Source organism: Paenibacillus sp. J31P13 (assembly GCF_056269295.1).
This window is the reverse complement of record NZ_JBWDNR010000004.1, coordinates 1-15,423: the sequence shown is the minus strand read 5'-3', so window position 1 is coordinate 15,423 and position 15,423 is coordinate 1. Positions and strand designations below refer to the sequence as shown.

The window sequence follows — 15,423 nt, the reverse complement described above, 5'->3', positions numbered from 1 at the left end:
ATCGATATGAGTGAGCTTATGAAGGATAGTAAGCTGTTTGATCTGAAGTCGGATTACACCCCGCAGGGTGATCAGCCAAGAGCTATTCAGGAGCTATTGGAAGGTATCAGCGAGGGCAAACGGCATCAGACGCTTCTAGGTGCAACGGGAACAGGGAAAACCTATACGATTGCAAATATGGTAGCTAAGCTTAACCGTCCTACACTTGTCATTGCACATAATAAGACATTAGCTGCTCAGCTATGCAGCGAATTCAAGACGTTTTTTCCTGATAATGCGGTTGAGTATTTCGTTAGCTATTATGATTACTACCAGCCAGAGGCTTACATCCCTTCTACGGATACATTTATTGAGAAGGATTCAAGCATCAATGATGAGATTGATAAATTGAGACACTCGGCGACGAGCGCTTTGTTTGATCGTCGTGATGTCATTATCGTAGCCAGTGTTTCCTGTATTTACGGTTTGGGATCACCGATCGAGTATGGAAGCCTTGTCCTTTCTCTCCGGGTCGGCATGGAGAAGCCTCGTGATTCAATTTTGCATAAGCTGGTTGATATTCAGTATCAGCGAAATGATATCAGCTTTACTCGCGGAACGTTCCGTGTGCGCGGCGATATTGTTGAAATTTTCCCAGTAGCTAATAATGAGCGGGCGATTCGGGTTGAGCTGTTTGGAGATGAGATCGAACGGATATCGGAGATTGATGTGCTCACCGGAGAAATTATTGGAGAACGCGAACATATTGCTATTTTTCCAGCCTCTCACTTCGTAACCCATGAGGAAACGATGAAGGTGGCTCTCGTAAATATTGAGAGAGAGCTGGAGGAGCGTCTCGTTGAGCTGCGTGAAGCGGGCAAGCTGCTGGAAGCGCAGCGACTGGAACAGCGAACGCGTTATGATCTGGAAATGATGGCGGAAATGGGCTTTTGCTCAGGCATTGAGAACTATTCAGGACCGCTTACCTTTAGGGAGCGCGGAGCTACTCCATATACGCTGCTCGATTATTTTCCAGATGATATGCTGATCGTTATTGATGAATCACATGTTTCTCTCCCGCAAATTCGCGCGATGTACAATGGTGACCGTGCTCGTAAAGAAATGCTGGTGAATCATGGTTTCCGTCTGCCATCAGCTATGGATAACCGTCCGCTTCGTTTTGAAGAATTTGAAGCGAAGGCGAAACAGCTTGTTTATGTTTCGGCTACACCGGGTCCATATGAGATTGAACACACAGACAAAATGATTGAGCAGATTATTAGGCCGACATGGCTGGTCGACCCTATTATCGATGTGCGTCCCTCCAAAGGACAAATTGATGATCTATTGGAGGAGATTCGTGACCGTATCGCGAAGGATGAACGTGTTCTCGTGACGACGCTGACGAAGAAAATGTCGGAGGACCTCACTGATTATATGAAGGAAATCGGCATCAAGGTGCGATATCTTCATTCCGATATTAAGACGCTGGAGCGGCTAGCTATATTGCGTGATCTGAGGCTCGGTGTATTCCATGTCCTTATCGGCATTAACTTGCTTAGAGAAGGATTGGATTTACCCGAGGTTTCACTCGTGACGATACTTGATGCGGATAAGGAAGGCTTCCTTCGTTCTGATCGTGCACTTATTCAAACGATTGGACGTGCAGCGCGTAATAGTCACGGCCGCGTTATTATGTACGGAGACAAAATTACCGATTCTATGGATCGGGCCATTAAAGAAACGAATCGGCGTCGCACGATCCAACTTGCTTATAATGAAGAGCATGGAGTGACACCGCAGACGATTCGCAAAAAAGTCCATGATGTAATTGAAGCGACAAAGGTAGCGGAGCAAAAGGCCGATTACTTAACCGGCGTTGGAGCCGAGAAAATGTCGAAGAAGGATCGTTTAGCGCTTCTTCAGAGATTGGAAGCGGAAATGAAGGAAGCAGCAAAGAGCTTACAGTTCGAACGCGCTGCAGAGCTTCGTGATGCATTGCTTGAGCTTCGCGCTGAGATGGGATAAGTAGGAGGAGAATAGATTGGCTAGTGATAAAATCGTAATTAAGGGCGCTCGTGCCCATAATCTTAAAAATATAGATGTGACGATTCCGCGTGATAAGTTTGTCGTACTTACAGGACTAAGCGGATCGGGAAAATCATCGCTTGCATTTGACACGATTTATGCGGAAGGCCAGAGGCGTTATGTTGAGTCTCTGTCTGCTTATGCACGTCAATTTCTAGGGCAAATGGAGAAGCCTGATGTCGATTCAATTGAAGGTCTGTCTCCTGCCATTTCAATTGACCAGAAGACGACTAGCCGCAACCCGCGTTCCACTGTCGGAACGGTAACGGAGATTTATGATTATTTACGTCTGTTATTTGCACGGATCGGCAAGCCACATTGTCCAGAGCACGGCATTGAAATTACATCACAAACGGTAGAACAAATGGTTGACCGCATTATGGAATATCCAGAGAAAACGAAGCTGCAAATTTTGGCGCCGCTTATTTCTGGCCGTAAAGGAGAGCACACCAAGCTTCTTGCGGACATTCAGAAACAAGGCTTCGTTCGCGTTCGAGTGAATGGCGAGCTGCGTGAGCTCAGTGAGAAAATCGAGCTTGAAAAAAATAAGAAGCATAGCATCGAAGTAGTAGTAGACCGTATTGTCGTGAAGGCAGACGTTCAGAGCAGACTAGCTGACTCACTGGAAACAGCGCTCAAGCTGTCTGAAGGACGTGTGCTCGTTGATATCATCGATCAGGAAGAATTGCTCTTCAGCTCAAACCTAGCCTGTCCAGAATGCGGATTCAGCATCGAAGAGCTGGAACCGCGTATGTTTTCATTCAATAGCCCATACGGAGCATGTCCAGAATGTGATGGTCTTGGTCTTAAAATGATTGTAGATCCGGATCTGCTAGTTCCTGATTGGAGCAAATCGATTGAAAATGCAGCATTCCTTGCATGGGCGGGCAGTACTTCGAATTATTATCCGCAGTTTCTAAGCGCAGTTTGTGTGCATTATGGCATACCTCAAGACGTACCCGTATCAGAAATACCTGCAGAGCAGATAAAGAAGCTGCTTTATGGTACTGGCGGTGAGCGTGTTCGTTTCCTCTATGAGAATGATTTCGGTCATCGCAAAGAGGCGTATGTGCCTTTCGAAGGTATCGTGAACAATCTGGAGCGCCGTTATCGTGATACAGCATCGGATATGATGCGTGAGCACATTGAAAATTATATGAGTGCAAAGGCTTGCTCAAGCTGTAAGGGTCATAGACTTCGGAAGGAAACACTTGCCGTTACGATTAACGCCCAAAATATTTCTGAAGTTACATCCTTTTCGATTGGTGATGCACAGAACTATTTCAGTTCACTAGAGCTCACTAAGAAGGAAATGACGATTGCAAGTCTCATATTGAAAGAGATTAACAGCCGTCTCGGCTTCCTTGTGAATGTAGGTTTGGAATACTTGTCATTAAGCCGCGCTGCCGGTACACTATCTGGCGGTGAAGCACAGCGTATTAGACTAGCAACCCAAATCGGTTCCAGCTTGATGGGCGTTCTCTATATCTTGGACGAGCCGAGCATCGGATTGCATCAACGTGATAATGATCGCTTGATCGAGACGCTTGAGCATATGCGTAATCTAGGCAATACGCTTATAATCGTAGAGCATGACGAAGACACGATGCTTGCAGCGGACTACATTATTGATATTGGACCAGGCGCAGGCATCCACGGAGGCAAGGTTATTGCCGAAGGAACACCTGAAGAGGTCATGGCGAATGAGAATTCATTGACCGGTCAATATTTGAGCGGCCGCAAGTTTATCGAGGTTCCATTGGAGCGGAGAAAGACAAGCGAGAAGTGGCTTGAGGTTCGAGGCGCGAAGGAAAATAATCTGAGAAACGTGAATGTCAAAATCCCGCTGGGCGTGTTCGCAGCGGTGACAGGCGTATCAGGTTCAGGAAAGTCGACATTTGTGAACGAGATTCTCTACAAGACATTGGCTCGTGATCTAAACAAAGCCAAAACTCGCCCAGGTCAATACAAAGAACTCAGAGGTATCGAGCACTTAGAGAAGGTTATCGATATCGACCAATCGCCAATTGGGCGTACGCCGCGTTCAAACCCGGCTACTTATACGGGTGTATTCGATGATATTCGTGATTTGTACGCAAGTACGAATGAATCGAAGGTACGTGGTTATAAGAAGGGCAGATTCAGCTTTAACGTGAAGGGCGGACGTTGTGAAGCCTGCCGTGGTGACGGGATTATCAAGATCGAAATGCATTTCCTTCCTGATGTTTATGTACCGTGCGAGATCTGCAAGGGCAAACGATATAACCGTGAGACGCTGGAAGTGAAATACAAAGGAAAAAATATAGCAGAAGTGCTGGAAATGACAATCGAAGACAGCTGCATCTTCTTCGAGAACATCCCGCGCATCCTTCGCAAGGTACAGACGCTGTTGGATGTTGGTCTTGGTTATATGAAGCTGGGTCAGCCTGCTACGACTTTATCTGGAGGCGAGGCGCAGCGCGTGAAGCTGGCGGCTGAGCTGTATCGCCGTTCTACAGGCAAGACGCTTTATATATTGGATGAGCCGACTACGGGATTGCATGTGCATGATATCGACAGGCTATTGATGGTTCTGCATCGCTTAGTTGATTCAGGTGAATCCGTATTGGTCATTGAGCATAATTTGGATGTTATCAAGACAGCTGATTATTTAATTGATTTAGGACCTGAAGGTGGTAATGGCGGTGGATTAATCGTAGCCACAGGAACACCGGAGCAGGTTATAAAAGTGGACGGTTCATATACCGGCAAGTATCTAAAGCCTATTCTAGAGCGTGATCGCGAACGTACATTTGCCGCTCACAAGAAGGCAGAGGAAAAGGTAGCTGCTGCGGCAGAATAAGAATAAGGAAAGAGCAGGTCGCTAGCGATATAGCGGCTTGCTTTTTCTCTGTTCAGATCCTGTATGGAGTTTGAAAAGAGATTGTTTATACTGGAATGATTTCATGCTTTTAAATGTTATAGATAATGCCAAAGTTGGACAATATATAGGCGAACAACGGGTTGAAGATATCCAAGAGCTCAGTATGATTCTATGCGATTGTAGATATCATATATAAGAAATATAGGAAAATGAAACCCGTAAGAGTCAACTGTTTTTTAAAAATTGAAGGAAATATTATGAAATCGTGACAAACTTGTTACGAATCTCATTTCGGACTTGCGTCTCTGGCAACTTAAAGCTAACATATAGTATTATTAGGTTACGTGCGAAGAAAAAGGGGGTCCCTTCATGTTTTTGGCAGAAGAAGCAGCTACAGAAGCAAGCAAGATTGGCACTTTCGATTGGTTTATGCTTGCCTTCACGGTATTGATTGCGATCGGTCTTGTTCGGCTTTTAAGAGTTACTCCAAAGAAAAACATTTTTGCAATTGGTTTCACTACTGTTTCATTGGCATTGTTCCTGCTGATCGATTTCATTATGATCACGAAAGTATGGATGGCTTAAGCAGTCGAATAAAAAAAGATCTGTCGGACAAGTCCGACAGATCTTTTTTTTGTGAGGATTATACCCACCACATCTCGCCAAGCGGTTCTGTGATAAGAATTTGTTGAAGGTTTTGAACAGCCTTCGTAAAGCCTTCGTCAACGGACATTAGGCCGTCTTCATGCTCAATGCTTACAACGTAGTCATAGCCGACCAAACGAAGCGCGCTAAGGATGTCTGCCCATGTTTTCATATCATGACCGTAGCCGACTGTGCGGAACTGCCATGCGCGATCCAGCATGAGAGCATAAGATTGCATATCTGTAACGCCATGATGATTGACGTTAATAGGATCAATTGTAGTATCTTTTGCGTGGAAGTGGTGAATCGCTCCTGCGCGGCCAAGAATATGAACGGCTTGTACAGGATCAATACCTTGCCACCACATATGACTTGGATCTAGGTTAGCTCCGATTGCATTTCCTGCAGCTTCACGAAGACGAAGCATTGTCGCTGGACTGTGAACAGAGAATCCGCCGTGAAGCTCAAGTCCCATTTTCACACCGCTGTTTGTAGCGATTTTGCCAATCTCTGTCCAATAAGGAATAACTTTTTCTTCCCATTGCCATTTTAGAATTTCTTGATAATCATTAGGCCATGGCGCAACCGGCCAGTTCGGATATTTAGCATCCTCATGGTCGCCTGGACAACCGGAGAATGTGTTAACGACCTGTACTTCAAGGCGGTTAGCCAGTTCAATCGTTTTGCGAATAACCTCATCATGCTCGCTGGAAATTGCTTTTTGAGGATGAAGCGGGTTACCGTGGCAGCTAAGTGCGCTGATCATAATGCCGCGTGACTCTACTGCTTGTTTATAAGCTTTAAGTTTCCCGGCATCTGCAAGCAGCCCGTCAAGATCGCAATGTGCGTTTCCTGGATAGCCGCCTGTACCGATTTCAATTGCATTAAGTCCTTTGGAAGCAATATATTCGAGTGATTCCTCGAATGATTTTTGTGCGAAGAGTACGCTAAATACGCCTAATTTCATTTATCATTTACCTCCCGAATCCATTACATGGATTGTTTTAGCAGTCATAGCTAGTATATCACTTCTATAATAGGAAGATATGAACGAAATCATATTTGACAAAATCACATAATAACAGAGCAAATAAAGTGTATTGCAGGGGAAGTAGAGACTCTCTTTTAGGGAGAAGCGATTTACTGGGAGTAATGTGTGGTGGAATAGATAGTCGCGGTTTGTTAATATAAGAGGAGCAAGTTTCAAGAATGTGAGGGATTGATAGTCAATATGACAGATTCAATAATAAGATCGGACATAGAGCTGCTAGCTCCGGCTGGCGATTGGGATTGTATGCGTGCTGCTGTTGCAAACGGGGCAGATGCGATATTTTTTGGTGTGGAGAAGTTTAATGCCCGCGCGAGAGCAAATAACTTCCGCAGTGAGGAATTGCCGGAAATTATGGCGTTTCTTCATACGTATGGTGTGAAAGGCTTTCTGACGTTTAATATTCTTGTATTTGAGAATGAATTAAGAGACGCTCAGGAGCTTATTGAAATGTGTATCGACGCGGGAGTGGACGCGGTTATTGTTCAGGATTTGGGCCTGGTTAAGCTTATCCGAGAGCTGTCGCCTGATTTCCCGATTCACGGATCGACACAAATGACGATTACCTCGCCGGAAGCGGTTGAATTTACGAAGCCTTTTGGAATCGAGCGGGTTGTACTAGGACGGGAAAACAATCTAAAGCAGATTCAAAAAATTGGTGAGCAAGCAAAGCTTCCTATGGAGGTATTTGTTCACGGTGCGTTATGCGTATCCTACTCAGGTCAGTGTCTAACTTCGGAAATGTGGGGAGGACGCTCCGCGAATCGCGGCGAATGCGCGCAGGCTTGTCGTCTGCCTTATGATTTGATGGTCGATGGCGAGGTTCAGCCGATGGGAGACATCGCCTATTTGCTATCGCCGAAGGATTTGGCGGCGATTGATATTGTGCCGGAGCTCATCCAAGCGGGCGTTACATCATTTAAAATTGAAGGGCGTCTCAAAAGCCCTGAATATGTCGCGAATGTCGTGAGCAAGTATCGGCGCGCGATCGATAAATATTTTGACGGCGATCTATCGAAGCCGTCAGTTGAAGATGTGCGTGAGCTGCAGCAAAGCTTTTCGCGCGGCTTCACGCATGGTTTCCTGTCGGGAACGAACAACAAGCAGCTTGTTGAAGGAACGTTCCCGAAGAGCCGAGGCGTATACCTCGGTCGTGTAGAGCGCATTATGCGCGATGCGGTTACGCTGCGTATTGAAGCTCCGCTAAAACGCGGCGACGGTATTGTGTTTGACGCAGGCGACCCAACGAAGAAGGAAGAGGGCGGCCGCGTCTATGATATACGCCGTCAAGGCACGAAGATGGAAGGCGAAGCACAGGAAGGCACGATGATTGAGCTGGTTGCTGGCCGGAATGATGTTGATTTGCGCAAGGTTCATGTAGGCGACCGTGTATGGAAGACAAGTGATCCTGCGCTGGATAAGCGTCTGAGAGCTACCTTTGAAACAGAAAAACCATATCGCGTATTTCCGCTACATGTTAGAGTTACCGGTGCGCTTGGTCAACCGATGCGCACATGGTGGACGGATGTTCAGAAAGGAACAACCGTTGAAGTAGCTACTGAGCTCGAACTAGAGCAAGCGCAGAAGCGTCCAATGGATGCCGCGTTGCTTGAGGATCAGCTTGGCCGTCTAGGCGGTACAGTCTATCAGCTTGAGAAGCTTGAAGTTGAGCTTCAGGGCGATCTCATTGTACCGATTCGTGAGCTTAACCGACTTCGTCGCGAAGCGGTAGATCTGCTGGCAGGCGAGCGTCCTAAGCCTCCTGTTTATGTGAAGCATGCTGTTAATGCTCATGCGGATGCTTTCCAAGCGAAAGAAACGGATACTAACATATTAACGCCGCTAAGTGGAAAAGATGCGAAGCTGACTGCTTTGTGCCGGAGCTTGGAACAGGTGCAAGCAGCGGTGAAAACCGATGTTTCGTATGTATATGCCGACTTTGAATTTATTAAACAATTCCCAGCCGCCGTTGCTGCTGCTCGAGAAGCTGGCAAGCCTATTGCTCTGGCAACGCCGCGTATTCATATGCCGGGAGAGAACGGCTATCACGCAAATATTTTGAAGTTGGAGCCGGATGCTGTTCTTGTTCGAAATACAGGCGCACTTTATTACTACTTGCGTGCAAAAGCTGCTAATCCGGATAAGCCATTCCCTAAGCTTATTGGAGATTTTTCTCTTAATGTGGCTAACCATAAAGCTGTTAAACTTTTCACAGAGGTAGGTCTTGATCTTATTACGCCATCGTATGACTTGAATATTCAGCAAATGGTTGATTTACTGGAGAGTTCAGATACGTCGATGCTGGAAATGGTCATTCATCAGCATTTGCCAATGTTCCATACAGAGCATTGTGTATATTGTACCTTTATGAGCGAAGGAACGGATTTCACAAACTGCGGACGACCATGTGAAGAGAAACGTGCTTCCTTGCAGGATCGCATCGGCATGGCTCATCCGGTTCGCGTTGATGAAGGCTGCCGCAATACCGTGTATAATGCAGTCGAGCAATCGGGTGCGGAGTACATTCGTAATTTCGTCGGACTTGGCGTATCTAATTTCCGAGTTGAGTTTCTGGAAGAAACGCCGGAGAAGGTGCTTGAAGTATTATCATTATACCGAGACGCTCTTGATGGACGTATCACAGGAACGCAAGTATGGCGCAGTCTGAAAGCGATCAACCAATTGGGTGTAACACGCGGTCAACTGGTCAATAAATAAATAGAGTGAAATGAATGTACCGTTCTCTGCGGTTTGGGGGAACGGTATTTTTTGTTTGGTCGTGTTTTTTAGGAAGTATGACCTTCAAAGGGAGAGATCGTTTGACACGTTAATGGACGTGACATAGCATAGAGAAATAACGCCATTGTACGGCAAACCATTTTTGTTTAAAAGAGAGGCTTGATCATCATGAATGATGTTTGGTTTTCTGGCTGGAGACATGTATTTAAGCTTGATCCTGATCGTGAACTATCCGATGAAGAGCTCGATCTTATTTGTACCTCTGGAACCGATGCTATTATTGTAGGGGGCTCCAGCGGAGTCACTTTTGAAAATACAGTCGATCTCATGGCTCGCATACGCAGATATGCAGTCGATTGTGCGCTAGAGGTGTCGACGCTGGAGGGGGCAGTTCCTGGCTTTGACGGCTATTTTATCCCACTTGTCCTCAATACGAATCGAGCGGAGTGGATAACAGGTCGCCAGACAGAGGGCTTGCAGGAGTATGGCTCCTTTGTTCCATGGGAAGAGACAGCGGCTCAGGGCTACATTATATTGAATGCGGAGGCTACTGCGGCCAAAGTGACGGAAGCTCAAACCGAGCTTAGCGAGATAGAACTGATAGCCCATGTTCGAATGGCTGACCGCTTAATGCGCTTGCCAGTTATTTATTTGGAATATAGCGGGCGATTCGGAGATATGGGGCTAGTGAAGCGTGCAAAAGCAGCGACTGTTCAAGCTCAGCTCTTTTATGGCGGCGGTATTGATAATGCTGAGAAAGCACGTCAAGCAGCCGAAGCTGCGCATACCGTCGTAGTTGGCAATGTGATCTATAGTGATTTGAAGGCAGCATTGTCTACTGTTGAAGCCGTTCGTGAGGCTAATGGTTTGAAATACTGAGCTTTCCTTTTATATAACTAATATTTAATACGGATAACGAATATAATGGCGCTGTTCACTGTTGGAGATACTGTTCTCTTATGATGTACAACGTCATTTTTCACCGAAATAGGTTTTGTTAAGTATGAAACTATCGAAATTTTACAGCCTTAATAGCCTTTTGCTAGCGGTATTTGATACCTATAAACTGGCGGTGAAGTGAACCGTCATCATGTAGGAAATATACGTAATTGACATGTGGGCAGGTCCTTGTCTACACTATTAAAAGGCGAACATATGCGAACAAAGGAGTCGGAGCATGTTTAATCAAATTAGCATCGAACAAGCTGTTCAAAAGCTCAACCCGCCGCAGCGGGATGCCGTCCAAACGACAGACGGTCCATTGCTTATTATGGCTGGAGCGGGCAGCGGCAAGACGCGCGTGCTGACACATCGAATTGCTTACTTAATAGAGAAGAAGCGTGTGGCGCCATGGAGCATTCTTGCCATCACCTTTACCAATAAAGCATCAAGAGAAATGCAGGATCGTGTGAGTGCGCTTGTTGGTCCATCTGGACGGGATATATGGGTATCAACTTTTCACTCCATGTGTGTGCGTATTTTAAGAAGAGATATTGATCGGATCGGCTTCACATCAAGCTTCTCCATATTGGATTCCTCGGACCAGCTCTCGGTTATCCGCAACTGTATGAAGGATTTGAATATCGATACGAAGAAGTTTGAACCGAAGGCTGTTCAAGCTGCTATTAGCGGAGCGAAAAATGAACTGATCACGCCTGAGCAATATGAGCAGAAGGTTGGGGATTATTTTGAAGGCCTTGTAGCTCAAGTATTTACGAAGTATCAGAAAAAGCTGAGAGCTAACAACTCATGCGATTTTGATGATCTCATTATGATGACGATTCAGTTGTTCAAGGATGTACCTGAGGTGCTTGAATTCTATCAGAACAAATTCCGTTATATTCACGTCGATGAGTATCAGGATACGAATAGAGCGCAATATATGCTGACTCGCATGCTGGCGGATAAACATCATAATATATGTGTAGTAGGTGACAGCGATCAGTCCATTTATCGTTGGCGGGGCGCAGATATTACGAACATTTTGAATTTTGAAGGGGATTACCCTGAGGCACGGACGATCATGCTGGAGCAAAACTATCGTTCGACTGCAAACATTCTAGATGCTGCCAATGCGGTTATTAAGCTGAATACTGGACGCAAGCCTAAGAAACTATGGACCGATCAAGGCGCAGGCGATCCGATTTCTCTGTATCAAGCGGATACGGAGCATGATGAGGGCTATTTTGTAACCGGCGAGATTCGTAAAAACGTGAACAAAGGGCAGAAGTTCTCGAACCATGCGATTTTGTATCGTACCAATGCGCAGTCCCGGGTTATAGAGGAAATTCTTATTAAATCGGATATACCGTACCAAATTGTCGGAGGCATTAAGTTCTATGATCGCAAAGAGATCAAGGATTTGCTTGGTTATTTGAAGCTGATCTCTAATCCAGATGATGATATTAGCTTAGTTCGTATCATAAATGTTCCGAAGCGGGGAATTGGCGATACAACGGTAGGTAAGTTGGCAGATGAAGCGGGAAGACGAGGAACTTCTATATATAGAGTGCTCAATGATCTTGGTGAGGTTGAAGTTAATGGTCGGACAAGAACGCTGCTGCGTGAGTTTTACGATATCATAGACAACCTAACAAGGATGGTAGAGTATTTGTCCGTAACGGAGCTTACAGAGAAAGTGCTTGAGCTATCGCAATACCGGATGGAGCTGCATCAAGAGAATACTTTGGAATCGAAAGCTCGTCTTGAAAATATTGATGAGTTTCTGTCGGTTACCATGGACTTTGAGAAACGTAACGAGGATCGTACGCTTGTCGCGTTCTTAACTGACTTGGCGTTAATCGCTGATATCGATTCCTTGAACAAGGATGAAGAGGAAGCAGAGAAAAACAAAGATTCCGTTACGTTGATGACGATGCATAGCGCAAAAGGCTTGGAATTTCCGGTTGTCTTCATTATCGGTATGGAGGAGAGTGTCTTCCCTCATAGCAGAGCGCTTGCTGATAATGAGGAGCTTGAAGAGGAGCGCCGTCTTGCGTATGTAGGCATCACTCGAGCTGAGAAGCAGTTGTTCTTGACATGTGCTCGGATGCGCACCTTGTTTGGACGTACGAGCAGTAATATGCCTTCTCGATTTTTGCAGGAGATTCCTGAGAGTGTAAGGGAAGGTGTCTCCGGAGGCGGAGGCGGTTTCTCACGTGCTATTGGACGCAGTGGTTCTAGTGCGAGCGCTGGTGGTACGGCAGTTCAAGGTAGAGGTATGCAAACGGGACGAGGACCAGCGGGCAGTACGCCTGGTGCAGGAAATCGCTCACCAGGCATGACAGGAACACCGGCTGCTGGCGGCAGAGGCGGAGTTCGAGTGAGTACACCGCTGCAGGATGCTGCTCGTGTTGCTCAAGGCGGCGGCGCAGCAAGCGGTGCCCCATCTGAAGGTTTTGCATCAGGTGAGAGAGTATCGCATGGCAAATGGGGAATAGGTGTAATAGTATCCGTTAAAGGAACAGGTAAGGATATGGAGCTTAATATAGCCTTCCCTGCACCGATAGGGATAAAGCGTCTATTAGCAGGCTTTGCACCAATAACAAAAGTTTAAGGTTTATGAGTTATTTTGGACGATTAGAAGGAGGAGCCTCCCGTGAACGCTCAATTAGAACGGATGCAACAGCTTGTTGCGATAATATCAGAGCATAATTATCAATACTATACTCTGGATCAGCCAACCATAAATGATGTGGATTATGACAAGCTCTACCATGAGCTTGTCGCACTGGAAGCAAGTACGGGTGTCACTCTTCCGCATTCGCCGACGCAAAGGGTAGGGGCAGAGCTTTTAAAAGGCTTTGAGCCTTATCGTCATCGTGCTCGCTTGTGGAGTCTCGATAAAGCGCAAAACGCTGAGGATTTGCTGACATGGAATACTCGCTTGCTGAAATCAGTCGCTGATTATAACGCGAAGCATCCTAATGAGGAGCCATTGCCGCAGCCTACTTATGTAGTAGAGCTAAAGTTTGATGGTCTAACATTGAACCTTACGTATGAGGATGGACAGCTTGTGCAAGCAGCGACACGCGGCAACGGTACGGTTGGAGAAGGTATTTTGCAGCAGGTGCGTACGATTCGTTCGGTTCCGCTCGTGATTCCGTTTAATAATGGGATTATTGAGGTGCAGGGTGAAGGGATCATGGGGCTGTCTGTTCTTTCTAAATATAATGAAACCGCCATTGATCCGCTCAAAAACGCTCGTAATGCAGCAGCTGGCGCGCTACGCAATCTCAATCCGAAGGTGACCGCTGAACGGAAGCTGGATGCTTTCTTCTATAATGTCGGTTATGCGGATGGCGTTAGCTTTGCAGACCATCGCGAAATGCAGCAATTTTTACGTGACAATCAATTTAAAGTGAATCCTTATGTGACTTACAAGAACACCATCGAAGAGGTACTGGAAGAATTAGTTCTCGTAACAGAGCAGCGTGAGACATTGGATTTCTTAATTGATGGAGCGGTCATTAAAGTTGTTGATATGCGTACTCGAGAGGCTCTTGGCTTTACGGATAAATTCCCGCGCTGGGCGGTTGCTTTCAAATTCGAGGCGGAAGAAACGACTACGATACTGGAATCGGTATCCTGGGAGGTTGGTCGTACTGGCAAAATAACGCCGGTTGCTCGTGTGGAAGCGGTAGAGCTTGCTGGTGTAACCGTTCAAAACTGTACGCTTAACAATATTGGCGATATTGAACGGAAAAATCTAAAAAATGCATTAGGAACACTCGTTACGATTAGACGTTCAAATGATGTGATTCCAGAAATATTAGGCAAGGCGGACGAGGAACCGGGTCAAGAAATTGTATTCCCAAATGTCTGTCCTTCATGTGGCACAGAGCTTGAACAGCGCGGCGCTCATTTGTTCTGCAACAATAAGCTTGGCTGTCAGCCGCAAATCATTAGTCGCATTACACATTTTGCCTCTCGTGATGCTATGGACATTGATACATTCAGCGTTATGACCGCAGAGCAGCTTTATAAGGATTGCGAGGTTCGTGATCCAGCTGATTTGTATGCGCTAGGCTATGATGACCTTATCAAGCTAGATCGTTTTGGAGAGAAGAAAGCACGCAAGCTTCTTGATGCTTTTGAGAAATCGAAGGAACGTGAATTAGCATCCTTTTTGTTTGCACTAGGTATTCCGAATACGGGTAAAGCAACGACTAAGATGCTTGCTGAGCATTATGGCAGTCTAGATGAGATTATGAAGGCGCAAGCAGAAGATCTTATCGTCTTGCCGGATATCGGGGGCATTGTGGCGGAGAGCATAGTTGGATTCTTTAATGATCCGATACAGATTGCAAGCATTGCTCGTATGCGTGAACTGGGTGTTAAGGCAGAAACAGAGCAACAAACCGTAATCAGGCAAGATAGTATCTTTAGTGGGAAGACTGTTGTTTTAACGGGAACACTTCCAACGATGTCTAGAGATGAAGCTGCTAAGCTGCTGGAAGCATGCGGTGCAAAGATTTCAGGCAGTGTGTCCAAGAAGACCGACTTCGTCATTGCAGGAGAAAGTGCAGGCAGTAAGCTGACTAAGGCCCGTGAACTTGGTATTACAGTAATCGAAGAAGAAGCGGAGTTGCTGAGACTATTGGGTGAAGTGAAGTAGTGATCATTAAGGTGTTCATGCAGCTGCATGAACACCTTTTTAGTTGTGAGGATAATCGCTTCCAAAAGGGACATATAAAATAAATGCATATTGTCAAATTTTACAACTTGTTTTATCCTTTTCTAAGTGGTATATTATTTCTTGTCGCTTCGGACACATCGGAAAACAACGAAATGCTTCATAAATAAAAATGAAACAAGCTGTTGACAAGATGGAATGAAGATGATAAAATAATTTCTTGTCACGACAAATTGTGACAAACAAGTTCTTTGAAAACTGAACAAATGGATCACGTCGATCTGATAATAAGTTTTAAAATAGCTAGTTTAGTTATTGAGCAAGTCAAACACCAATTTGGAGAGTTTGATCCTGGCTCAGGACGAACGCTGGCGGCGTGCCTAATACATGCAAGTCGAGCGGAGTTGAAGAGATGCTTGCATCTCT

Annotated in this window: 8 protein-coding genes and 1 rRNA gene; 8 read left to right on the top strand and 1 reads right to left on the bottom strand. The window is 45.7% G+C overall.

Translation table 11 applies throughout. From position 1 onward, the window contains the following. The first annotated feature begins 6 nt into the window (after positions 1-6). From uvrB to AC0YOD_RS14345, 3 genes are all read left to right on the top strand, one after another. Entirely contained in the window at positions 7-2,007 is a 2,001-nt protein-coding gene (gene uvrB, locus AC0YOD_RS14355) for an excinuclease ABC subunit UvrB (protein WP_475800009.1), read from the top strand. A 16-nt stretch (positions 2,008-2,023) separates the two neighbouring features. Continuing rightward, on the top strand, positions 2,024-4,909 hold the full coding sequence (gene uvrA / locus AC0YOD_RS14350) for an excinuclease ABC subunit UvrA (protein ID WP_475800008.1): 2,886 nt from the start codon (positions 2,024-2,026) through the stop codon (positions 4,907-4,909). 390 nt (positions 4,910-5,299) lie between these two features. Next, positions 5,300-5,515 (top strand): hypothetical protein, encoded by a 216-nt coding sequence (locus AC0YOD_RS14345; protein WP_475800007.1) that lies wholly within the window; start codon positions 5,300-5,302, stop codon positions 5,513-5,515. Positions 5,516-5,573: 58 nt separating this feature from the next. On the opposite strand, the gene AC0YOD_RS14340 is transcribed toward AC0YOD_RS14345, so the two are convergent. After that, positions 5,574-6,542, bottom strand: a complete 969-nt coding sequence (locus AC0YOD_RS14340; RefSeq protein ID WP_475800006.1) for a sugar phosphate isomerase/epimerase family protein — start codon at positions 6,540-6,542, stop codon at positions 5,574-5,576. A 264-nt stretch (positions 6,543-6,806) separates the two neighbouring features. On the opposite strand from AC0YOD_RS14340, the gene AC0YOD_RS14335 reads away from it, so the two are divergent. From AC0YOD_RS14335 to AC0YOD_RS14315, 5 genes are all read left to right on the top strand, one after another. Then, positions 6,807-9,341, top strand: coding sequence for a U32 family peptidase (locus tag AC0YOD_RS14335; RefSeq protein WP_475800005.1), 2,535 nt, complete (start codon positions 6,807-6,809; stop codon positions 9,339-9,341). A gap of 189 nt (positions 9,342-9,530) precedes the next feature. Further along, the gene (gene pcrB, locus AC0YOD_RS14330) at positions 9,531-10,241 is read left to right on the top strand and encodes a heptaprenylglyceryl phosphate synthase (RefSeq protein WP_475800004.1); all 711 of its coding nucleotides are present in this window, start codon (positions 9,531-9,533) and stop codon (positions 10,239-10,241) included. A 298-nt stretch (positions 10,242-10,539) separates the two neighbouring features. After that, a complete protein-coding gene (gene pcrA, locus AC0YOD_RS14325) occupies positions 10,540-12,918 on the top strand; it encodes a DNA helicase PcrA (RefSeq protein ID WP_475800003.1) in 2,379 nt (792 codons plus the stop codon). A 63-nt stretch (positions 12,919-12,981) separates the two neighbouring features. Continuing rightward, positions 12,982-14,979 (top strand): NAD-dependent DNA ligase LigA, encoded by a 1,998-nt coding sequence (gene ligA / locus AC0YOD_RS14320; protein WP_475800534.1) that lies wholly within the window; start codon positions 12,982-12,984, stop codon positions 14,977-14,979. A gap of 351 nt (positions 14,980-15,330) precedes the next feature. Continuing rightward, positions 15,331-15,423 (top strand): 16S ribosomal RNA (locus AC0YOD_RS14315); the annotation flags it as partial.

Coding starts and splice junctions, on each gene's coding strand:
- pcrA (WP_475800003.1), top strand. CDS start 10,540: ATGTTTAATCAAATTAGCATCGAACAAGCTGTTCAAAAGCTCAACCCG.
- AC0YOD_RS14335 (WP_475800005.1), top strand. CDS start 6,807: ATGACAGATTCAATAATAAGATCGGACATAGAGCTGCTAGCTCCGGCT.
- pcrB (WP_475800004.1), top strand. CDS start 9,531: ATGAATGATGTTTGGTTTTCTGGCTGGAGACATGTATTTAAGCTTGAT.
- AC0YOD_RS14340 (WP_475800006.1), bottom strand. CDS start 6,542: ATGAAATTAGGCGTATTTAGCGTACTCTTCGCACAAAAATCATTCGAG.
- ligA (WP_475800534.1), top strand. CDS start 12,982: ATGCAACAGCTTGTTGCGATAATATCAGAGCATAATTATCAATACTAT.
- uvrB (WP_475800009.1), top strand. CDS start 7: ATGAGTGAGCTTATGAAGGATAGTAAGCTGTTTGATCTGAAGTCGGAT.
- AC0YOD_RS14345 (WP_475800007.1), top strand. CDS start 5,300: ATGTTTTTGGCAGAAGAAGCAGCTACAGAAGCAAGCAAGATTGGCACT.